15 protein-coding genes are annotated in these 23,167 nt (G+C 53.6%); 12 read left to right on the forward strand and 3 right to left on the reverse strand.

Annotated features, from left to right (window positions below):
- Positions 1 to 23: 23 nt before the first annotated feature.
- Together FE783_RS27765 and FE783_RS27770 are read left to right on the forward strand one after the other, a co-directional pair.
- On the forward strand, positions 24 to 3,533 hold the full coding sequence (locus tag FE783_RS27765) for an FIMAH domain-containing protein (RefSeq protein ID WP_138882637.1): 3,510 nt from the start codon (positions 24 to 26) through the stop codon (positions 3,531 to 3,533).
- A 45-nt stretch (positions 3,534 to 3,578) separates the two neighbouring features.
- The gene (locus FE783_RS27770; RefSeq protein WP_138882638.1) at positions 3,579 to 4,853 is read left to right on the forward strand and encodes a hypothetical protein; all 1,275 of its coding nucleotides are present in this window, start codon (positions 3,579 to 3,581) and stop codon (positions 4,851 to 4,853) included.
- A 62-nt stretch (positions 4,854 to 4,915) separates the two neighbouring features.
- Here FE783_RS27770 and FE783_RS27775 read toward each other — a convergent pair whose 3' ends face one another.
- Together FE783_RS27775 and FE783_RS27780 are read right to left on the reverse strand one after the other, a co-directional pair.
- Positions 4,916 to 6,196, reverse strand: coding sequence for an ABC transporter substrate-binding protein (locus FE783_RS27775; protein ID WP_138882639.1), 1,281 nt, complete (start codon positions 6,194 to 6,196; stop codon positions 4,916 to 4,918).
- Between the two features lie 415 nt (positions 6,197 to 6,611).
- The gene (locus FE783_RS27780) at positions 6,612 to 7,577 is read right to left on the reverse strand and encodes a cation diffusion facilitator family transporter (RefSeq protein ID WP_138882640.1); all 966 of its coding nucleotides are present in this window, start codon (positions 7,575 to 7,577) and stop codon (positions 6,612 to 6,614) included.
- 333 nt (positions 7,578 to 7,910) lie between these two features.
- Between FE783_RS27780 and FE783_RS27785 the strand changes: the two genes are divergently transcribed.
- The 6 genes from FE783_RS27785 (at position 7,911) to FE783_RS27810 (ending at position 13,144) form a co-directional block, all read left to right on the forward strand.
- Positions 7,911 to 8,264 (forward strand): hypothetical protein, encoded by a 354-nt coding sequence (locus FE783_RS27785; RefSeq protein WP_138882641.1) that lies wholly within the window; start codon positions 7,911 to 7,913, stop codon positions 8,262 to 8,264.
- A 192-nt stretch (positions 8,265 to 8,456) separates the two neighbouring features.
- Complete coding sequence (locus FE783_RS27790; RefSeq protein ID WP_138882642.1) at positions 8,457 to 8,954, forward strand: cation:proton antiporter regulatory subunit; 498 nt, start codon at positions 8,457 to 8,459, stop codon at positions 8,952 to 8,954.
- A gap of 2 nt (positions 8,955 to 8,956) precedes the next feature.
- A complete protein-coding gene (locus FE783_RS27795) occupies positions 8,957 to 10,201 on the forward strand; it encodes a cation:proton antiporter (RefSeq protein ID WP_138882679.1) in 1,245 nt (414 codons plus the stop codon).
- Positions 10,202 to 10,205: 4 nt separating this feature from the next.
- Entirely contained in the window at positions 10,206 to 11,090 is an 885-nt protein-coding gene (locus FE783_RS27800; RefSeq protein ID WP_158302061.1) for a YitT family protein, read from the forward strand.
- 148 nt (positions 11,091 to 11,238) lie between these two features.
- Positions 11,239 to 12,294: a Gfo/Idh/MocA family protein gene (locus FE783_RS27805; protein ID WP_138882644.1), complete on the forward strand. Its 1,056-nt coding sequence runs from the start codon at positions 11,239 to 11,241 to the stop codon at positions 12,292 to 12,294.
- A 211-nt stretch (positions 12,295 to 12,505) separates the two neighbouring features.
- Positions 12,506 to 13,144, forward strand: a complete 639-nt coding sequence (locus FE783_RS27810; RefSeq protein WP_138882645.1) for a DedA family protein — start codon at positions 12,506 to 12,508, stop codon at positions 13,142 to 13,144.
- Here the strand turns inward: FE783_RS27810 and FE783_RS27815 are convergent, their stop codons facing one another.
- Positions 13,145 to 15,433, reverse strand: a complete 2,289-nt coding sequence (locus tag FE783_RS27815) for a helix-turn-helix transcriptional regulator (RefSeq protein ID WP_138882646.1) — start codon at positions 15,431 to 15,433, stop codon at positions 13,145 to 13,147. It lies immediately after the preceding gene.
- A gap of 306 nt (positions 15,434 to 15,739) precedes the next feature.
- On the opposite strand from FE783_RS27815, the gene FE783_RS27820 reads away from it, so the two are divergent.
- From FE783_RS27820 to pflB, 4 genes are all read left to right on the forward strand, one after another.
- Positions 15,740 to 17,698 carry a pectinesterase family protein gene (locus FE783_RS27820; RefSeq protein WP_138882647.1) on the forward strand — a complete coding sequence of 653 codons (1,959 nt, stop codon included), beginning with the start codon at positions 15,740 to 15,742 and terminating at the stop codon, positions 17,696 to 17,698.
- Positions 17,699 to 17,734: 36 nt separating this feature from the next.
- Positions 17,735 to 19,393, forward strand: coding sequence for an extracellular solute-binding protein (locus FE783_RS27825; RefSeq protein ID WP_138882648.1), 1,659 nt, complete (start codon positions 17,735 to 17,737; stop codon positions 19,391 to 19,393).
- A 22-nt stretch (positions 19,394 to 19,415) separates the two neighbouring features.
- Positions 19,416 to 20,711, forward strand: coding sequence for an ABC transporter substrate-binding protein (locus FE783_RS27830; RefSeq protein ID WP_158302062.1), 1,296 nt, complete (start codon positions 19,416 to 19,418; stop codon positions 20,709 to 20,711).
- 178 nt (positions 20,712 to 20,889) lie between these two features.
- Positions 20,890 to 23,148 (forward strand): formate C-acetyltransferase, encoded by a 2,259-nt coding sequence (pflB, locus tag FE783_RS27835; protein WP_138882650.1) that lies wholly within the window; start codon positions 20,890 to 20,892, stop codon positions 23,146 to 23,148.
- Positions 23,149 to 23,167: the final 19 nt, after the last annotated feature.

The raw sequence follows: 23,167 nt of genomic DNA on the forward strand, positions 1-23,167 counted from the left end.
AAAATCGATGGAGGTGCGTTTTTGTGAACCAAAGGCCGCCGCTTACGCAGGGTCATTCATCGTGGAGAAGGCTTCGTTTAGAAGCTTTTCTTAACGTTATAGAATTTATAAATTTTCGGACCTTGTGGACGAAAAAAGTAAATTCTATACCAAGAAAAGCTACTGCTAAAACACGAATGCACATCATTGAAAGACTTCGATCAGAAGCTTTTCTTATCAAGGATCGAAAAATATTCATTGTACTGCCTCTTATCTTTTTTCTCTCGTTCTTTTCATTGCAATGGAATGGAATCACGCTGGCAACGCAGGAAATCGCCGCAGCTGCGGTGGTGGTTCTCGATGATGATGCTTCTCAACTGGCAGGATCGGGATGGTCGGTAACGAGTGCCAGTAACGGGACTTACATTACTGACCATACCGGCTCCTTGGCAAATCCCGGCGGTGTGACGATGAAACCTGTCCCTGTAGGCCAATACTTGATTTACGGAGATGAAGTCGCCGCAGCTGCTAACAAGTACACGTTTATGACCAAAGTATTTCCGATAGGCGCAGGCCCGTGGCTGTTGGAATTTGATGCTCGAATCGCAGACCTGATTGAAGTGGATGAGGCTCCGACATTAGGGATAATCAGGGGATTAAGCTTTGAAGTGACGGCAGCGCGGAAGACGGCAAAGTTAACCCTCCAGCGAGATAAGGTGCTGGTAAAATCCAGCAGCATTCTGGTTGCGGATTATGAACATTTAATACCCGACGATGGACTGTTTCATCGGTGGGGGATTGCTTACGATGGCAGAGGAAAATTGATGCTGTCCATGGACGAGATGAGGATTGTTTCCTTCAACGTAGCTACTCCTGTTTCAAGCGGTGCGGACTCGCTCAAAATCATTAATGCTTCGATGAATAGCGTGTCCGGTCATAACGAGGTTTACCTGGACAATCTGAAGTTGACGGTTGGAGACTTGCCGGAGTGGACGCAGGTCGAACCGCGAATAAAAGGGTTATCGGTCCTCCCTTATTCTGACTCGGAGGAAGTGGCACTCGGGGCAGGATTGGATGATATTCCTCCCAACTGGTTGTCCGGAGGCGAGTTGGAGATCCGGACGAAGTTGGTGAAGGACGATCAAATCATTGCACAGCATAACGAGATCATTTCTTCTCCCCGTTTACAGATTCCGCTTGCACCTGGGGGACAGTCGGGAATCATGACCGCTGTAGCAGAGTTGTATTATAAAAATCGCAAAGTGAATGAATTAACGAGTGACTTATACGTATATCCTTCGGTTCATAAGGTAAACCCCGGTGATGCACCGGTATCTGTACCTGGCACTGTCTACGTGTACAACGACATGCTCTGGTTGGAAGATAGCCAAGGACAAAAGGCGACATATGCCGGCTGGAAGACGGGCAAATATCATTATTTGGGCAGTAATGAGGACGAATTGTGGATCGCGAACGAACCGGGCGCCCATTCGTTGGAACTGCCGCTGGAACTCCAAGGGCGGTATGCTGTCTATGTCGGTTATGTAGCCAAGGCCGGCGGGTTCCAGGTTTCTTATGGAGAGGAAGCAAGCGGACAGGTTGCAGGGACCGCGACAGTGACCGGAACAACTTACGGTCTCAAGGCTATCGAAGAGCAATTTCTATTTGCGGGTCAATTCGATGGAGAACGCATACGGATTACTCCGCTGCCGAATCAGCAGGCTTTCATTACGTATTTTAAGCTTAGAAGCCTGACAGAGGAAGAGTTGACGTTGTATGACTCGCAGAGCGAAGGTGCCGCCGGCAATCGAACCATCTATAACAATGACGGATTCAGCAATTTCTACCAGGGATTTTTTCCCACGCCAAGCAAGCTGGAGGAAAGAGGGGTCGAGATTTACGCAGGCAAGGATGTTGGGCAGATTGACTGGCAGTTGTTGGCCACCTTTACTTTGAATCATAACAGCCAATATGCAGGTATTCCATTTGCCGGGTCGGAAGCTTATGAGAGTCAGATGAGGGACGGGGATAAGCTGGCACGACAGCAAATTACCGATATCAACGCCAGCGGCCGTTCACCGTTGCAGATCGTAGCCGAGAAAGCTGACCAACTGGGCTTAAAGACGAATGCTTCCCTGCGAATGAACGCTGTCTATGATCCTGCCGTAAACGGATACTTGAACGGTGCCGTCTATGACAACCAAATGCTTCCCTATCGAATGGTGCTGAAGAATGGGACTTTGAATTTCAGGGTTGATTATGGGAATCTCATCGTCCGGGAATATATGAAAAATGTCCTGCTGGAGGCTGCCGCCTTCCCTGGGGTAGATGGAATAAACCTCGATTTCGGCAGGTATCCGAATCTTTTCGGTTATCAATCCGAGCTAACCAATGCGTACCTGCTGCAGTATGGAATCGAGCCGAAAGATGAAACATCCGTTGCAGGGCTGGAACGTTGGGACCGTTATAAAGCCGAGGTGATTACGCAGATGCTTCGCGAGCTCCGACTGGCTTTGCCGACGAAACAGATCACGGTACGTTTTCCTTACAATGGATACAAACAATACGGGTTGGATATTGACGCCTGGATCGACGAGGAATTGGTTGATATGATCATCCCTACTACCCTCAGTCATGAAGAGTTTTTTGATATCACTCCATTTGTGGAGGCTGTAGGCAATTCCGCTGTCCAATTGTACATCGGTACGACTCATTCCTTAAGCGGGCATGACTTGACGAAGGCGGAAGAAGATTTGATCAAGCAAGGGATTCCGGTCAACCGGTCCAATACGATAATGAGTGAGCTGCAATATCGTCTTAGAGCATACGAGGCCTATCAGGCCGGAGCAGATGGCATTTACTTGTTCAACAACTGGACCGGAAACAATAGTCTGAATAAGATCGGTGATAAGATCGATATTGAAAAATGGCATCATTTCGCTTACCCTGCCGATTTGGTCACTAATCTAATAGAAGCGGAAGCACCTGTTCCCGGAGCCAACTCAACGCCATTAACACGTGACCTGACGGTTACCACCCAGGTAAACACAGCAGTCGGGGGTACGTTACACGCTGTGGATGCCGATGGAGATCAATTAACGTATAGTCTCGTAGTGAACGGTCAGAAAGGAACTGCGAGTGTGACGAATTCTGCCTACGGGACGTTTAGCTATTTGCCTAATACAGGACTGACGGGCATGGATACCGTAACGTTTCGTGTTTATGACGGTCACGAATACTCGCTACCCGCTACTTTAACGGTGATAATTGAACCGGTTCATGTAAACGGGATGTTACTGTCCGTGGGACACTATGCGGAGGAGAACGAAATTCAGTCCAGTTTTGCAGTCAATCTGAAGTATCGGCTGGATATTATACAACTGCTCTTGAATCAAGGGGCCGGACAACTGGCGGTTGCTTATATGGAGGATTTCAAAAGCTACATCGATGATCCTTCCGTTCGCGCTCAGAATCTGATATCTACCACGGCTGCGGAGGTTCTTGAACAGCAGGCGAATGCATTCATTCTCGCACTGAAAGCCATGCAGGTATGAGATTAGCCAAAGGATTATGAAGATGAGAGGAGCATGAGCACAAATATGAAGGTGAGAAAAGAGTTATATGTCGAATCCCCGGATAAAAAAACGACAGATCAGAGATCGCAACGTTATGTAAACAGTACGGGACTTAGGAGAGTGGAACGTAAGAGCTTGCAAGGTGAATCGGATTGGAGCAATGCAGCATTCGAGCGATTCTCCGACGATAACGGGCGAACCTGGGGGGAATGGCAAGATGTTTACAGCAGAAGTGTAGAGGTGAAAGGCGAAGACGAAATCGCTACTTATAATGGGAAAGAAACATTCAATCCCCACTTCGGACATTTTGTATCCGTTGACATGCGCAGAGTTTTCTTTGACGGCCATCATAAGGCCTATAAGCGATTTTGGGGACATGGCGAAGCAAGTTTTGTTGACCACAGCATGCTGTCGATAAGAAAAGAAGGAAGTGATGAGCGAACAACCGAATTGATCAAGTATGAGGAAGGCGCCGATTTTGAGCCGGATAACTGGAGAAACCCGGCATATACCGACAACAATCGGGCCTATCTGGGTTGCGGTGTCGATGTACTGGATAACGGCGAAATTATATTTCCGATTGGCGCTTCCATGCACGCCTGCTTGCGTATTCGCGGCCTTGACGCAGCTGAGATTTTCCCCTCTTGTTCCGAAATCATGCACGGCTTGATTGTTGTTCGTGGCATATTCAATGAATCTCGCGGGCATTATGACCTTACGTTCTCCCGACCGGTCGTGATCAGTGACTTGAAATCTTCCAGAGGGGTAGATGAGCCGGCCGCCATCATGCTGCCGACGGGCCGGATATTGGCGGTGTTCCGCGGGTCCAATTGGGAAAACAAAAATTGGAACACGCGCATCGAACCTGGAACGCCAGCGCATAAGTGGTACTGTTATTCCGATGACGGAGGAAGGACGTTCACCGACCCTGTGCCGTGGCATTTTGACAACCGGGAGGTGTTCTACTCAGCAGCGACCATTTCTGCTTTTGTCAGGAGCATAAAGAACGACAAGATCTACTGGATCGGCAATATTTCCGATCATGCAACCTATGGCAACTTCCCCCGACATCCGCTCATGATTGCTCAAATAGACGACCGCGGTTTGCTGATGAAGGACACGCTTACAACGATAGACAAGCGTGAAGAGGGTGATTCCGATAAGCTCCAACTATCCAACTTCAGCATCATACAGGATCGCGAGACCGGAACGATCGAGGTATACCTTGCAAAGCTTGGTCAACGGGAAGGATATACATGGTGGGCCGACTGTTATCGATATTTTATCGATGTTGAATAATTATGATATTTGAAAGCCCCGGGTCACCGGGGCTTTTCCTCGCTTTTATGTTGCGCCAAGCTTCACTTCTTCGACTTCTCGGTGACGATGTACTGCTTGATTTGTTCTTCCGCGTCGCGCAGGCCGGTGTTCATATCTTTCGTATTTTTCATGATGTTGGCGTACTCGGCGTTGAGCAAGCTTAAAGATTTGGCATAATAGAGCGAATTGGGCGGAGCGAGCTCGGTTTTGCTTTTGAGCACGCCTTCGATATGTTTGCCTTTCAGCTCGGGCAAATCTTGGCCGAATGCCTGCCGGAATTTCGGATCTTTCATGACCGGGAATTTCGCCGATTTTTTGGACATGACCATCTGCACTTCCTCGGAGAACAATACTTCCAGCACACGCATCTGGTCGTCCCTATTCTTGCTCGCGACCATCGGGATCATGCAGTGGAGGTCGTACATGCCGTACACGTTCGGCTTCTCCTTATAGCTCGGGAATTGGGCGACGTCCCAGTTCAGACCCGGGGTTTGCCGGATGCGCAAGTACAGGTTGATCGTCGGGATCATGGCGACGGTGCGGTCTTTCAGAAAGCGGTCGATCGGGGAACCGCCTATGTATTCGTTGCCCGGAATCGAGTAGATTTGTTTGGCGATGCCGATCGCCCGTTTATACGGATCGCTGTTGACCATGACTTTATCCGTCTTCGCCTCGACGATGTTGAGCGACAGCGGGAACAGCAGACGGTTGATGTCGTCGATTTCGATACCGCGGTATTGCGTTTGATTGTCCATTCGCGTCACTTTTTTGGCAAGCTCGATGGCGTCCTCCCACAGCATGCCGTCGGTCGGATACGGGGCTCCGAACTTATCGAAAATATCTTTATTGTAATAAAGGCCATTGAGATTGTTCGCGTACGGGAGGGCGTACAGCTCTCCTTTGTCCGAGTTGGCGATGATCGTATCCAAAGCCCCTTGATCGAACCGGCTCAAGTCGAAATTGTACTGTTTGGCAAGAGGGAGCAAATCGAGGTAGACGCCCAGCTCCTTATAGGCGGTCAGCCGTCCGTGATACGTAACGAGAAAGTCGATCGCTTCCCCTTTGGCAAGCAGGTCGGGCAAATCTTCGGTCGTTTTGTCCATCGTAACGGTGAGATGAGGGTATTTCTTCTTGACCGGCTGAGCGATCAGCTCGTCGAAGTCTTGTTCCGTAAAATACCCCCCCAGCTGGTGGACTCGGATCGTGACCGGGTCGAGCGGTTTTTGCGGCGGTGCGGTTACACCGGCTTCCTGACTTTTAGAGCATCCAGTGAAAGCGATTACAAAGGTGAAAAGAATGGGAGCGAGCAAGCTTCTTTTCATTCGTCAGCCTCCGTTCGTTCAAATGGGTGTTCTGATTTACCGCCAGACCTTGCATGTCGACTAAGTTCAACTCGAGTAAAGTTTGGCAATAAATGTTTTCATTATAGGTGCTTTCCAGCGTTTGAAACAATGTTTCCTGTAGCTTCGAATTGACTGAAAATATATCGCGAAGCCACTTGATCGCACATATGCTTTCGTTTTCATTCGATTTTGCGTATTTGGCGCGCGGTTCGACTGCCATGGGCGAAATTTGGCGAAAAATATCGTCATATCGCGCCGCGAACGGCTGTCAAAACCATTTTCAAGGATGAACATGTATTTATTTGGGGAAAATTCACGCAAAATTTTCTAAAAAAAAGACTGCCGCTCTCCCCGGCGGAAACACCGGAATGAACGACAGCCAACGGTTGTGCTATTAGCTCGGCAGCATATGCTCCCGGGCTTTTTCCTCCTCTTCTTTATGCCGCAAAAATTCTTTGCCGTACTCGCCGTGCGGGTGGATCGTCGCATGCTCCATCTGGATCGTCGAATGCTCGATGCCGTATTTGCGCTGCAGCGTCTCGTTGATGGCCAGTATGATGCAGAACGGCTGGATGCGCTCGTTGATAAAGACGTGTGCGGTCAGCGAGTAATGATCGGTAGAGACGGCCCACAGATGCATCTCGTGTACGTCTTCGACGCCTTCCACCTCGGCGATCGAGCTGCGGATTTCGTCAAGGTCGAATTTGTCCGGGACCGATTCCATCAGAATGAGGTACGATTCCTTGACGATTTTCGCGCCTCCGGTAAAAATGATGCCGCCGATAACGACGCTGACGAGCGGATCGACCCAGCCCCAGTCGGTGAAATAGATGATGATGGCCGAGATGATGACGCCGATCGAGCTGAGCAGGTCGCCGATAAAGTGCCACAGCGCGCTTTTCACGTTCAAATTTTCCTCTTCCTTCATGCTTCGGCTGAGCACAAACGTCAGCACCAGGTTGACGGTGAAGCCGATGGAAGCGATGGTCAGCATGAGTCCGAGATCGATTACCTGAGGATTAAGGGCACGACGCACGCCTTCATAGAAAATGCCGAGAGCGATCAGACAAAGCGCGAATCCGTTCAGAAAAGAGGCGATAATCTCGAACCGCAAAAATCCGAACGTAAATCTCGCGTTAGGGGGACGCGAAGCCAAATAAATCGCGGTCATGCTTAGGCCGAGAGCGATAACGTCGGACACCATGTGGGCCGAATCGGACAGAAGGGCAAGGGAGTTGGACGCCAAGCCGCCTATAATTTCCACAACGGTAAAAAATGCGGTCAAAATCAAAGTAATCCAAAGCGCCCGTTTGGAAGTCGCTTGTTCCTTCACGTGGCGTAGATGATGATAATCGTACATGAGAAGTCACCTGCTTTCTGCAAAAAGGACGACCGAAGGTTCATCCGTGTATCTAAATTATACACCTCATCTTGTTAAAATCAATGCTTATTTAAAATAATTCTAAATAAGGGAGAATGGTTATCGTTATCACTGAGTTGAGAATGCGTTTCAACTGGGACCATTTCCGGGGAAATGAAGGGGGGTATGTCGGGTTCAACTAGAGGAATTGGCGATATAACGAGATAATCCGAGTAATAAGCATTAATATACCGATAATTATGAAAATGATTTGGAATTTGACCGAATTTATGATAAAATGGCCTTATCTTACCGGAAAGGAGGGAGGACATCTTGATCGTACGTCCAACTGTCCGCACAATCGGACTGCTGTCGGTCGCGTTCGCTCTTCTTTGGTCGTTTCTCATGCCGACCGCCGATACGGTCGTAACGCCCATTTCCCAGTCGATCCCCGCCGTATCGGCACCGGCATCCATTCATTCGCCTCTCGGCGCACCCGCCCATTTTCTGCAGAAGCTTCGCGTGTTTCTTCCGCTTATTACGATTTTCTTGCCTTTGTGCACAATAGTGCTGCGCGATATTTGCATCCGCGCCCGCTTGGAACGATTCGCCCCCCCGGTACCGCTGCTCCGCAAGCAGTTGCTTTTGCGTCCCCTGAAATTCACCTCCATGTACGTCGGCGCCTAATTCCCCAACTTTTCGGTATGAAGCCATAGTCATCGGAAAATAATAACAGCAGGTTCAGCTTGTTCCGGTGCACGGGTATTGTTTGGCATGCCCGAAAAAAATATGGATTAGTCGATCCGGGCGTTGCCCTCTATCCGATTGTGCCGTTACTTTCGACGCGACACAACCATACACAATCGGAGGAAATTACGGATGAAACCTATAAGGGAGTCGGATTTGCCGGGAATCGGCCGCAAGTACGAAGTGGAAACGCAATCGAAAGAAAAGTTCGTTATCGTCGTCCATGACGACGGCAGGCGGGAAATTTATACGCCGGACCGCCACGACCCGGATGAGAGCGTCTCGATCGTGACGCTGGAAGACGACGAAGCGAGAGCGGCCGCGGCTATTCTCGGAGGCATGTACTACAAGCCGAAGGCGCTTGAAACGATCGAAGTGGCGCTGAACGATCTCATTATCGAATGGTATCGGATCGACACGGAATTCCTCTGCGTAGGCAAGTCGATCGGCGAGATGGGCGTCCGCCAAAAAACCGGGGCGAGCATCATTGCGGCCGTGTACCCGGATCATACCCACCATATTAATCCGGGCCCGGACTATAGGCTGAGGGGCGGCAGCACGCTGATCGTCGCGGGGGAGCGGAACCATCTCAAATTGCTGAAGCAATTACTCCAGCACGGGGGCCATTGATGATGGACCATCTCGTACTGGAAATCGGCCTCGCCGTCGTTCTTATCGCCGTGGCCGGCCTACTGTCGGCCAAATTGAAATTTTCGGTCATTCCTTTCTACATTTTGGTCGGCATGGCCGTCGGACCACATGCGCCCAAATGGGGCGTATTCGACTTCCGCTTCATCGAAAGCGCCCCGCTCATCGAGTTTATGGGCAGGCTCGGCGTATTGTTTCTGCTGTTCTACCTCGGACTGGAGTTTTCGGTGGGCCGTCTTATCAAGTCGGGACGTTCCATTGCCGTCGGCGGTACGATTTATATCGCCATCAATTTTACGCTCGGCCTTTTATTTGCTCTGCTAGCGGGTATGCCGTTCAAGGAAATGCTCGTCATCGCCGGTATTACGACGATTTCGTCCAGCGCCATCGTAGCGAAGGTTCTGGTCGATTTGAAACGGACGGCCAATCCGGAAACGGAAATGATTCTTGGCATCATCATGTTTGAAGACGTTTTTCTGGCCGTGTACATCTCGATCTTGTCCGGGCTCGTACTGAGCGGGTCGACCTCGTTCGCCGGCGTCGCCTTATCGGCGCTTGTCGCGCTGGGCTTCATGCTGGCCGTACTCGTCATCGGACGCAAAGCGGTGCCGCTGCTCAACAAAGTGCTCGATATCCGCTCGAATGAGCTGTTTCTGCTGGTCATATTCGGCGGACTGATGGTCGTTGCCGGATTTTCCGAAACGATCCATGTCGCCGAGGCGATCGGGGCGCTGCTCGTCGGCCTCGTGCTGGCGGAAACCGATCACATGAAACGGATCGAGCATATGATATTGCCGTTTCGCGATTTTTTCGGCGCGATGTTTTTTTTCAGCTTCGGGCTTACGATCGATCCGACGACGCTGGGCGGCGCGGTATGGCTGTCTCTCGGCGCGGTGGCGATTACGCTCATCGGCAATTTCGTGGCGGGCATGCTCGCGGGCCGCAGCGCCGGGCTGTCTCCGAAAGCGTCCGTCAACATCGGGCTTACGATCGTCTCCAGAGGAGAATTTTCGATTGTAATGGCTAATCTCGGCAAAGCCGGCGGTCTGCTCGCCATTTTGCAGCCTTTCGCCGCCTTGTACGTGCTTATACTGGCTATTCTGGGACCTCTGCTGACGAAAGAATCGAAGCGCGTCTACAAGGTGCTGTTCGCGCGGAGAGGAAGCCCGAAAGCCAAGGATGCCGCGCAGTCGGCCGAACGGGTTCAAGCCGAGCGGCGGGAGGGTTAACCGAATGCGGGGCGCCATGAAAATCGGTAACCGTCCGAAACGGTTCGGTCCTATAGTCCGAGCCGGTTGGCCAGCCGTTCTTTCCTTTATCGCCGGAGTCGTGCTCATCGCGGTCGGTCTCGAGCTGTTTCTGAAGCCGAACCGGCTGGTGGCGGGGGGCGCTCAAAGCATTTCGATTATGCTGTCTCATATGACGGAGATGAGGCTCGGACTATTCTTATTCCTGATCAACGTTCCGTTTCTGTTTATTGTCAAGCCGGGCGCGGGCGGGTGGAAACGACCGGCCTTCATCCGTACGGCGGCGCTCAGCGTGACGGCGGCCGTTACACTGCTGCTCGATCCGATCCCGCCGCTCACGGAGCATTCGCTCGCCGCTTCCTTGCTTGGAGGGCTCGCTCTCGGCTGCGGAGCGGGATTTATATTAAGAATCGGAGGCTACACGGACGGCGTCAACGAAGCGGCTTTCTGGGTCAAACGCAAAGTTCCGCTGTCGATCGGCGAGCTCGTAATGCTCATCAATTTGCTCCTGCTGACCATAGCCGGATTCTTGTTCGGTTGGGAACAGGCGTTTTATTCGGTAATCGCCTATTACGTTGCCTATCGTTCGCTCCGCTATACGATGAGAGGGTATCACCGCTATACGCTTGTACGGATAAGGGGAGGGCGGCTCGACCATGTCCACTCCGATTTGCAGGATAAGTTCGGGACGGAATTCGCCTTCCTGTCGCGGTCCGGATCGCCGGAATGCTCCGGCGACATGACCGTCATCATATCCCGGGAGCAAGAGGACCCGCTTCGAGAAATATTGCGGGAGACCGACCCCGCCGCAACGATTCACATGACGCCGCTATCCAGTGCGAAGTACGACGAATACAACTATTTGCAATAATTTTCCCCTCGGAAGTGCGTCCGATTCGTTTCAAAAAGTGCAAAACATCGGACCGGGATGATAAAGATTGTTCGTCCCGGACCGTTTAAGATGAATTTATGAAAGCGAATCACAACGTACAATATGCAGAAGAAGGGAAGAGAACAATATGAGTAAAATTCGTCTTGGCATTATCGGCTGCGGGGGTATGGCAGGATCGCATTCCGGAGGGTTTCACTATTTGGCCGATCGCGTTGAAATCGCAGCGACTTGCGACATCGAGCTTGCGCGCGCGCAGAAAGCGGCCGAGCTGACCGGGGCTAAGATTGCGGTTGCGGATTACCGCGAATTGCTGGACCATGTGGACGCCGTTCTGGTCGTTCTGCCGCACGATCTTCACTTCGAAGTGGGCATGACTTGCCTGAAGGCGGGCAAGCACGTGCTGATGGAGAAGCCGATGTGCAATACGGAAGAGGAATGCATCCAGCTGATCGAGACGGCGGAGCAGGTTGGGAAAGTGCTCATGACCGCTTACCCTGTCCGCTTCTGGCCGATCGTCCTGAAGCTGAAGGAATTGATCGATTCGAAGGCGTACGGCGAATGCTTCCAAATGTCCATCTGGACGGAGCAGTTTACCCGTTATCACGAAGGGCATTGGGCGCATTCGGCGAAACGTCTCGGCGGCGGACAATTTTTCAGCCACGGCTGCCATTACGTCGACTTGATGCTCTGGTTCCTCGGTCGTCCGGTACGCGGCACGCATATCGGCACGAACTTCGGCACGCCGTGGATGGAGAATGAAGGCACGAGCAACGTGACGATCGAGTTCGAGAGCGGAGCCCTCGGCTACCATTTCGGCACATGGGGAGCCCGCGGAACCCGTCTCGGCTGGAGCATTCACGCGCATTGCACGGAAGGGATGCTGGAGATCAATCTCGCCGAGAAGAAGCTGTACGCGCATACGCATATCAAGGAAGAGAAGGCGAATCTGGATACGGAATCGCGCAAGAAAGTGCTGTACGAGGCGGACGCTTCGGGCAAGTTTACGCACCACGAGCTGGAGCATTTCCTCGACTGTATCCGCGACGGCACGCGTCCGATCACGGACGGACCGACCAGCCTGCAAGGACTTCGCGTCATCTGGAAGCTGTACGAGGCGGAGCAAAACAATACGGTTGCGGATTTGCGCGGCCTCGGATTGGATCAAGTGCAAGTGAAGGCTTAAGCAATCGTACGATTATACATGACCCGGACGTACCGGCTTGGGGCGAAATAGCCTTTAAGCCGGATAGGTCCGGGTTTTTGTCGATTTTTACCTCGACCATAGGACGGGAAACAACCAACCCCGGGTCCGTTCATCGGCCGCCGTGTCTTTCGGTATACTGTTCCCATATCAAGGTGGCGGTGTGCCATTCAGCGAGTTAGGAGCGGTATTCATGGAGTGGATGAACAGCCTGTTCGAGCAGTACGGATATTTATTGTTGTTTTTCGGATTGTTTGCGGAATCGCTTGCCTTGCCGTTTCCCGGAGAATTGGCTATGGCGCTGTCCGGGCATATGGCTTACCTCGGTAAATCGAATTTGTTGCTGGATATGCTGTATTCGTTTCTTGGCGCAACGATCGGCACGATGCTCACCTATGCGCTCGGCCGCAAGCTGGGCAGACCTTTCTTCGAGAAATACGGCAAGTACGTATTCCTGTCCCGGGAGCGAATCGATAAGCTGGCCGACTGGTTTGCGAAATACGGGAGCAAGCTGCTGCTAGTCAGCTATTTTGTCCCCGGTCTGCGCCACTTTACCGGCTACGTGTCCGGCATCATGAGAATCCGCCTCGGCACCTTCCTGCTGTACAATCATATAAGCGCCTTCGTATGGGTAATCGCGTACGTGTCGATCGGCCGCATATTCGGCGAGCAGCTTGACCAATTGCTTCATCTCCTGTCCGCCTATTCGTGGAGAGCGGCCGTATGCATCGCACTCGGGTTCGCGATCATCTTCTTCGTCAAAAGGTACCGGGCGAAGCTGCTCAAGAAAAAAGCGCTGCTGGCCGTTTCTCCGGATAACGGCGTACGCTGATCAGCTTTCGGCCGTGCTGCCGTTGTCCGCCGGTTCGTCCGTTATCGTCCCAGTAGCGATCCCACGCCGGTATTCGCCCGGCGTAATATTCGTCAGACGGCGGAACATGCGGATAAAGGAGTTCGCGTTCCGGTAGCCGACCTTGGCCGCGATCTCGTGAACTTTCCAGTCGGTCTCCGCGAGAAAACGTTTCGCGTTGCGGATGCGGACGTCATCGACGCTGTCGCTTATGCTGCGTCCGGTCTTTTCCTTATAATATTGGCGCAAATAGCCGGACGAAATGTTCAGCTTGTCCGCGATCAGGTCCAAATAAAGATCGTCCCCGTACCGGTTCTCGATAAAATCGCGCACGAAATCGACGATCGGGTCTTTCTGCGCGCGCTTTTCCTCCATCATGGCGGCCGCCCTGCGCAGCAGGTTGTCGAAGAACGATTCGAACTGCCCGGGGGAGACGAACGAATCGATTTCCTCGAAAGGCGAATGTTCCGGCTGCAGCTCTCCGGTATCAATCTTGTGCGACATGAGCGCAAGCAATACTTTAGACACAATCGTATGGGCGAACTGCTTGTAATGCGCTTCGCTGGCGCCCTGCTTGCGCAGCCTTTCGAACGAACGGGAGACCGCATGCGCCATATTCGGCTCGTTGCCCGCCAGAAGGCTGTCCATAAATTGGCGCTCCTCTTCGGGCGAGAGCGGATAAGGCTCCTCGACCGGGCTCGTGTCGGTAATGATCTGGGTTTCGTCGTTCAGCTTGCGCTTGCGGATCATATCGGCCGCCTCCCGGTAAGCCGCGGAAAATTCCGATGGAAGGCGCAGCCGCGGATGGAACGCGATCGTCAGATGGTAATGCGGCTTGTCATGATCGAACACTTGCTTCAAATAGTGCAGCTTGTCGGATAGGAGCGCTTCGGCGCCCTCGTCTTCGGAAAACACGATGGAGACGATGACGTCTTTTTCGATTTGCATCGTCACGGAATCGGGGAACGCCTCATAGATATTCAAATTGACGAATTCGAGAAAATAAGTCGATCTCCGCTGCCAGCCGGCCGACGATAGGGGCCGGTCGACGTACCGGATATGGAACATCAGGAAGAAATGGGGCCGCTCCGTATCGATAAGCCGCTGCACATCCTCGTGGTTCATATTCGTGTCCTTCAGCTTGTCCAAATAACCGTATTTGCGAAGCAGCGAGTCTTTCCGGTGCATCGAATCCATCATCCGGTCTATACCGTCGCGGATTTGAACGAATTCGTGAATATCGCCTCTTCCGTCTGCGTCTTCGGCGGTCTCCCTCCGGCCGTGCTTCAACGATTCGACGATTGTTTCGATTCCGTGACGGATTTTGCTGCTGAGCGGAACGGACATAATGAGGCAAATGATTGCCGAAAGCGCTATCAACCCGATCAGAATGAGCCGCAAACCGTTCATTTGCCGGGAAATGTGCTCGAACGGAATGACATTGACATACGTCAGTCCGGTTGCCGCGCTGCGGTGGGTAAAGTAATACCGCCCGCCGATCGGATGCGTCCCGCCTTCCCCGAAGCGGAGCGGAAGCCCTTCCCGGTCGAGCCCGGCCGAGCTGTAGTACAAACGGCCCGAGTCGTCTACGATATAGAAATTGTCGTTGACCGACATGTGCAAATGCTCGAACATAGCGGTGGCGTCCAGCATCGCGCCCATGTAGGCCTGACCGTACAGCTTGCTTTTGACGATCAGCGGAAAATAAACGCCGGACCCGGCTATGGAGGTGTCCAGCCGCGGCGTCTGGAACGTCGCCGACGGATGCAGCTTCATATGATAGTCAAGTCCGAATTGCGCAGTCCAAAATTCGCGAGGGTAAGCCTCGGATTTATAGTAAGATTCGAACATGTCCTGCGAAGTGTGCAGGCTTATTTTATTGATGACGCTGTCGCTGTTTTTGTAGTAGACGAATGCGTCGTTCACGTACAAATTGTAATCGTCCGCAATCGATTTGAACTGTTCGGTAATGCGGTTGATCGATTCGAAATTGACGCTGCCGTCGCTTTTCCGATTGTCCAGTCCGCTCAGCGTTCCGTTGAAGTAGAAGCTGTCCAGCAAATCGTTCAGCAATCCGAGCTGCTTCTCGTACCCGTTCGCCGTGTTCGCCAGGTTGAGCGTATTGTAGCGGATCAACTCCTCGCGGATACTCCCCGAGAATACATGGAACGACAAGGCGTTGAAGGCGAACGATATCGCGATAATGGTCCAGAAGCCGACCATCAGCCTGCCGAACAACGTATTTCTGATCCATCCCAAGCGGAACGTCATGATGCTGTCTCTCCTTATTTCGGACGATAAGTACGTATCTACAAGTTGAACTAATAAACTTCCATTGTTCAACTTCTATTATGGCAAATCAAGCGGCCTACCCCCATATGCAATTCCGCATACTTTATTCCATTATGCAGAGAAACGGCTATTCGGTGCAACAAGTCTTCAGGAAAGAATACAAAATGCTCATATGGCGATTTCTGTCGGTACGCCTTTTCGTTACGATAGTCGTGCAAGGCCGTCGGGGATGCGGCATCGTGAGCAGACAGCGTCGGAACGGCCGATTGCATAGGAGGCTGGAAGATGGGCGAGATGGAGGGAAGGGTCAACCCGGCGGATACGGAAAGGTCAGGGGATCGACAGGCGGCGGAAATGGAGCCGGAACGATCGGCGGCAGAGACGGAAACGGGAAGCGCGGCGGAAGTCCTTAGACGCGGGGAGACCGTATCGGACGGCAAACGGTTAAGCCGCAGAAGCATGCTTGCGGCCATAGGGGTGACGAGCGTCGGCTTGTTGTCGGCAAGCTTGCTGAATCGGACTTCGTCAGCGGCAGGCGCTCGAAGCGTGAATGCCGCCGTTTACGGTCCGGGTGGGCCGGCCTGGGCTGAGGATTATGTTTTCCCTGTCACGATAGGCGAACTGCGGGTCATCGCGTCGGCTGATGAAGACTGTCTTTATTATGTAACGGACCGGGGACGGGAAGGGATGTTTTATTACGATCCGGCCGACACATTGACCGCCGACAATAACGGCACGGTATTCGTTTCCTCTTCCGGCGCGAGATTCAAGCGGATTATCGGGGAAGCGGTCGATGTGAAGTGGTTCGGGGCGATCGGCGACGGCGTCAATCATCCGTTGTCCGGCACATTCGCCACCTTGACGGCAGCCCGGGCCGTTTATCCGCACGCCAAGGCGCTTACGGACGAGAAGGATTGGTGCGCCATCCAGGCCGCTATCGAAGCGGTCAAATCCGGAACGACCGGAACGACCGTCGTCTGGATTCCAAGCGGGACCTACATCGTGAATCAGGCAATCCGCGCCGAGGTGGACAACATTGTGCTGCAAGGGACCGGAGCGTCCGTCATATCGCTGGAGACCGATTATATCGCGCTGCTCGTGAACAAAACGACTCCGCCCTCGACGACGCTGGAGCCGGTGCGCAATGTGGTCGTGAGAGATTTGACGTTCCAAGCGGTCAAAGGATTCGGGCCGAACAATGCGGGCGTCGTCGCCCTGAACTATTGCGTCGACTTGCTGGTCGACAACGTGCGGGTAATCGGCAATTCGGCGCTGCTGACGGCAAGGCAGCGGATTACGAACGGCATCGCCACCTCGCAAGGGACGAACGGCGTCATCCGCAACTGTGTCGTCGACGGCGTCAGCAAGCCGGGCTACTACGTGGCCAACGGTACGCACGACTTGCGCGTGGAAGGCTGCGAGGCGCGCAACGTCTCCGGTCATCTCGGCGCCCAGCCCGGCATGGGGGTATCCGGAGCCGACCGGATTCAGTTCGTGCATTGCAATTCGCACCACAACCAAGGGGCGGGACTGCAAATTTCAACGGACGGCTATCCGGCTCCTATGGGCACGCCCGCCACGAACGTCCAAGTGATCGGCGGTCAGTTCCATAACAATCAGGGGCACGGCATTTTGACCGGGACGAACGTCGCCGGGCAGTATCCCCGGCATTTTCAAATTATTGGCGCGGATACGAGCAACAATAAGCTGCACGGCGTCAATATTACGGGAGGACATCAGGTGACCGTCGCGAATCATACTTCTAAGGAAAATGGAAGCGGCGGAATCCTCATCGACAACGGGGCCGGATTGGTAACGACCGTCGATGTGATCAACCCGAATGTGTACAATAACGCGCAGCTGCTCACGATCGGCGGAATCGTCATACGCGGCGCCAGCCGGGTGACGGTTCAGGGCGGACGAGTATTCGACAATCAGGCGACGAAGACGCAAGATTACGGAATCGAATTTTTCCCGCATGCGGGCGGCGTGAAGCCCTCCGACATCCGGATCGTAGACGTTCAGTCGTTCGGCAACAAGCTGAGCAATTATGCCGTCGGCGTCGTGGAAGGCGCCAACGTGGAAGCGACGAGCGGCTATTACCGGATTCAGGATGCCGGTGCGCCGGAGGGAGCGCTGTCCGCGCCGCCGGGCTCCGAGTATACGGATACGGCTTCGGGAATCAAGTATTTGAAGCAATCGGGAACGAGCAAAACGGGCTGGAAGCAGGTTTCTCTGCTGTAGCCGGAGCCCGGATCATTCCATAACGGGGGTATATCGATGAAACGGGTGCGTTCGACGTCGGCCATATCGGTTTGTTTGACAGTCATGCTGCTCTTGTCGGGCTGCGACAACAAGGAGGATACGGCGAAGCAGCCGAAAGGGCAGGACATGGGTCAAAAGCCGATAACGACGGGGGGGCCTGCGAAATATGATCCGCCTATTGAATTGACTACGGTTGCGTTCAGCCTTCCTTCGGTCAAATATTTCAACGGGGACGATTTCGGGAACAACCCTTGGACCCGCTATATCGAGCGTCATCTCGGCATCAAAGTCAAAACCGGATGGACGGTCCCCGAAGCGGAGTACGTGAAGAAGACGAATCTGATGATTTCGTCCGGCGATTTGCCCGATTTCTTCGCGGCCACTCCGGCGCAATTCAAGCAGCTTGCCCAGGCCGGCTTGCTGGAAGACTTGACCTCCGTTTACGAAAACAAGGCCCCCGAGGTCGTGAAGCGGGTCATTCGGGACGCCGGCCCGGACGTAATCCGGTCGGCCGCGGTCGACGGCAGGCTGATGGCGATTCCTTTTACCGGGACAGCCAAGGAAACCCCCGCCATTCTATGGATTCGCAAAGACTGGATGGAGAAGCTGAAGCTTCCCGCTCCGAAGACGATGGACGACGTGTGGGCCATATCTGAAGCGTTTACAAATCGGGACCCGGACGGAAACGGCAAGAAGGATACGTACGGCCTTGCTCTCGACCGCGATTTGGGAATGGCGATCGGCCTGCTGAACGGCTATCATGCCTACTGGGACATTTGGCTTGCGGACGGGGACGGCAAGCTCGCTTACAGTACGATCAAGCCCGAGATGAAGCGGGGACTGGCCAAGCTGAAGGAGCTGTTCCTAGACGGGCAGATCGATCCGGAGTTTACGGTCAAGCCCGCATTCAAAGTATTCGAGAGCATCGGCTCGGGCAAAATCGGCATGATGGCCGGTTCCCGCGGCTCGGCGAACTATCCGCTCGCAACCCTGACGCCGGACCGGGAATGGCAGGCGTACGCGATTCCTTCCGCGGACGGCGATCCGGTGCTGTATCCGCTGCAGCTGAATATTTACAAATATTATTGGGTCGTCAAAAAAGGGACGAATCATCCCGAAGCGCTGTTCCATATGCTGGAGCTTTGGTTGAACGCGTATTATTTCAATACGTCGGAGGAGCTGTTCTACACGCTCGTCAATCCGAGCAAGGAGGACAAGTCCGCCACCTGGTCGATGGCTCCGATCCGGATCTATTTGTCGGACAACAATATCGAGAATTACAGGCAGGCTACGGCAGTCCTGAACGGCGGCAAAAAGGCGGAGCAGCTCGCTCCCGAACGCCGCAACGTATACGACCGGATGATGCGGTATTTGAACGGGGACAAGAAGCTGTGGGGAGAATACGCCCAGAACGGGCCAGGAAGCTCCGGCGCGATCATCGACGACATTATCCGCACCAACCGGTTCTTGCCGAACCGGTATAGCGCCACGCCGACTCCGACTATGGCCGAGAAAGGCGAAAGCCTAAACAAACTGCGCGATGAAACGTTTCTGCAAATCATCGCGGGAACCGCTTCGGTCGACGAGTTCGACAAGTACGTTTACGACTGGAAAAGGCTTGGCGGCGATGCCATTACGAGAGAAGTTAACGAATGGTACGCCGCGCAAAAATAAGGCAGAGAGAGAAGGGGACCGCATGACGAACTATAGAGCAATGGCCGCCGCATTCGTTTGTTTTATCTTGATCTTGTCCGGCTGCTCCGGCAAAGACGCGGCAAAAAATACCGAACCGAAAGAAGGGCTTCCGCCCGAGCCGGTTACGCTCAAGATCAACAACTTCAACACGGCCATATCGCAGGAAGACTTCGAGGCGAATATAGCGGCGCCCGTCAAAAAGAAATACCCGCACATTTCCTTTGAATTTCTCGATCAGCTGAAGGGAAGCACGCTGCAAAATCTGATAACGACGGGCAGCGTTCCGGATATCGTATTTACCGACTACCCGAACTTGTCGGGCCTGCTGGAGTTCGACTATCCCCAAGACTTGAACGAATTCGTGAAGGCGAAGCAGACCGCGCTCGGGGGCGTCAACCCGCAGATGATCGAAGGGGGCAAACGGATCGGCACGAAAGGGGAGCTGTACGCCCTGCCGTTCTATATGGATCGGATGATGCTGTTCTACAACAAAGATTTGTTTCAGAAATTCGGCGTGCCGTATCCGACGGACGATATGAATTACGACGAGTTCATCGCGCTCGTCAAACGAATGACGCGCTTGGACGGCGGCATCCAGTACGCGGGCATGCGCACGATCAATCTGCACACGACGGGGACGCAGTGGGGCTATCCCGTCATCGATCCGAAAACCGGGATCGCCTCGCTCCAGACCGATTCGTGGAAGAAGGCGCTCACCTTGTTCAACGACATCAACAGCATACCGGGAAATGAAAAATTGACTAACGAGACGTTCTACAAGGAGCAAAGGCTCGCGATGCTGCAGCAAAGCTTCGGCATTATGGTCGGCATGCTGGAGGGCGTGCGCAAGGGCGGCACTTCGCTGAACTGGGATATCGCCGCCATGCCGCAATCGAAAGATGCTCCGGGCGTGTCCGGCTTTTACAAACCGTATTATTTCGTCTTGTCCAAATCGGGCAAGCATAAAGAAGCGGCTTTCGATGCGATCGCATATCTCATGTCTTCGAAAGAAGTGCAGCTGAATTTGTCCAAAAACGGCAAGATGCCGATCTTGACCGATCCGGAAATGATCAAGCCGTTCGGGAGCGCCATAGAAGGATTGGCGGGGAAACGCGTAGAATCCGTGTTCAAGCACAAATCGGCAGATCTGGCTTACTCGAACGAGTTCGACAAGCTCGCGAGTCCTCAGCTGAACACCGCGGGAACGAATGTCGTTTCGGGCAAAAACGATATGAACAACGCGCTCCGCGAGGCGGAGGAAGCGGCGAACAAAAGCATCGCCGAGAAGAAGAAATAAAGTGGGAAATGACCCGGTACACTGGCGCGGAGGCCGACTTCGCCGAAGGAACCGGGTTGTTCCTTTTTTGTTCACGCCGATCGGACGCTTTCCCTCCTTTCGGGTGATATCCGTCACAGTGACGGATCGTCCCGAGCGTTATGATTAGAACTAACCTAATCCATAGGGAGGGATTGCCATGACTGAGCAACATACGGATCGGGATCATCCGGATTGCTGGAGGGGGTTCAAATCCGGCAGCTGGCAAAGACATATCGACGTCAACGATTTTTTGACCGGCAACATCAGCCCGTATTACGGCGATGAACGGTTTTTAGCCGGCCCGACGGCAGCGACTGCGACTCTTTGGGAGCGCATTTTGGAACTGATGAAGCGGGAGAGGGATAACGGCGGCGTGCTCGATGTCGATGTCGGAACGGTGTCGACCATTACCTCCCATTCGCCGGGCTATATCGACCGCGAGCTGGAGAAGGTGGTCGGGGTGCAGACCGACGCCCCGTTCAAGCGTTCGATTCAGCCGTTCGGCGGCATCCGCATGGTCGTCGATGCATGCGAAGCTTACGGCTTCACATTGCCCGACGAGATCGTGCGGCTGTTTACGGATATTCGCAAGACGCACAATCAGGGCGTGTTCGACGCCTATACAACGGAGATGAAGCTGGCCAGGAAGGCCGGGATCATTACCGGTTTGCCGGACGCTTACGGGCGGGGGCGCATCATAGGAGACTACCGCCGAGTTCCCCTTTACGGCGCCGATCGCTTGATCGAGGCCAAAAAGAACGATTTGCTCGAGCTCGAAACCGACGTCATGTCGGAAGACATCATCCGGGCGCGGGAGGAATTGTCCGAGCAAATTCGCAGCCTGGACGAGTTGAAGCGAATGGCCGCTTCATACGGCTGCGACATATCGGGGCCGGCGGCCAACGCGCGCGAAGCCGTGCAGTGGCTCTATTTCGCTTATTTGGCGGCGGTCAAGGAGCAGAACGGAGCCGCGATGAGCTTGGGCCGCGTATCCAGCTTTCTGGACATTTACATCGAGCGCGATTTGAGGGAAGGATTGTTGACGGAGGAAGAGGCGCAGGAGCTGATCGACCATTTGGTCATGAAGCTGCGCATCGTGAAATTCCTGCGAACGCCGGACTATAACGAGCTGTTCAGCGGCGACCCGACTTGGGTGACCGAGTCGATCGGAGGGATGGGAGCAAACGGTGAAACGCGGGTGACCCGCTCTTCCTTCCGGTTTCTCCATACGCTGTACAATCTCGGACCGGCGCCGGAACCGAACCTGACCGTGCTGTGGTCCGTGCGGCTTCCGGAACATTTCAAAGCCTATTGCGCCAAAGTGTCGATCGATACGAGCTCGATTCAATATGAGAACGACGATGTCATGCGTCCCGTCTACGGAGACGACTATGGAATCGCCTGCTGCGTTTCCGCGATGCGCATAGGCAAGCAGATGCAGTTTTTCGGCGCGCGCGCCAACCTGGCGAAGGCTTTATTGTATGCCATCAACGGTGGGGTTGACGAGAAACTCGGTCGTCAGGTCGGTCCGGCGTTCTCGCCGGTTCTTGCGGATACGCTCGGATTCGAAGATGTCATAAGCAAATACGACGCCATTCTGGAATGGCTGGCCAAATTGTATATGAACACGCTGAACGTCATCCATTACATGCATGACAAATATTGCTACGAACGGATCGAAATGGCGCTGCACGACAGCGAGATTACGCGTACGATGGCTTGCGGAATCGCCGGGCTGTCGGTAGTGGCCGATTCCTTGAGCGCGATCAAATATGCAGCGGTCCGTCCCGTACGCAACGAACGGGGACTCGCCGTCGACTTTGAAATAGAAGGCGAATATCCGCAGTACGGCAATAACGACGCTCGGGTAGACGACATCGCCGTATGGGTCGTCGAGAGGTTCATGGGCAAATTGCGCAAGCACGGCACTTACCGCAAAGCGATCCCGACTTTATCCGTCCTTACGATTACGTCTAACGTCGTTTACGGCAAAAAGACGGGCAGCACGCCGGATGGCCGCAAAGCGGGCGAGCCTTTAGCTCCGGGGGCGAACCCGATGCATGGAAGAGATCGGAAGGGGGCGCTCGCCTCGCTCAACTCCGTCGCGAAATTGCCGTACGCCTGCTGTCTGGACGGGATATCCAACACGTTCTCCATCATCCCGAAAGCGCTCGGCAGGGAATACGAAGCGCAGATTCAAAACCTTGTATCCATGCTGGACGGCTACTCGGCCAAAGGCGGACACCATTTGAACGTGAACGTGTTCAACCGAGAGCAGCTGCTGGACGCGATGGAGCATCCCGAAAACTATCCGCAGCTTACGATCCGGGTATCCGGCTATGCGGTCAATTTTATCAAATTGACGCGCGAGCAGCAGATCGAAGTGCTGAACCGAACTTTCCACGGGTCGGTATGATCGGGGGGAAGCCGGAAAG

It is taken from the genome of Paenibacillus mesophilus (assembly GCF_005938385.1).
GTDB lineage: Bacteria > Bacillota > Bacilli > Paenibacillales > NBRC-103111 > Paenibacillus_AB > Paenibacillus_AB mesophilus.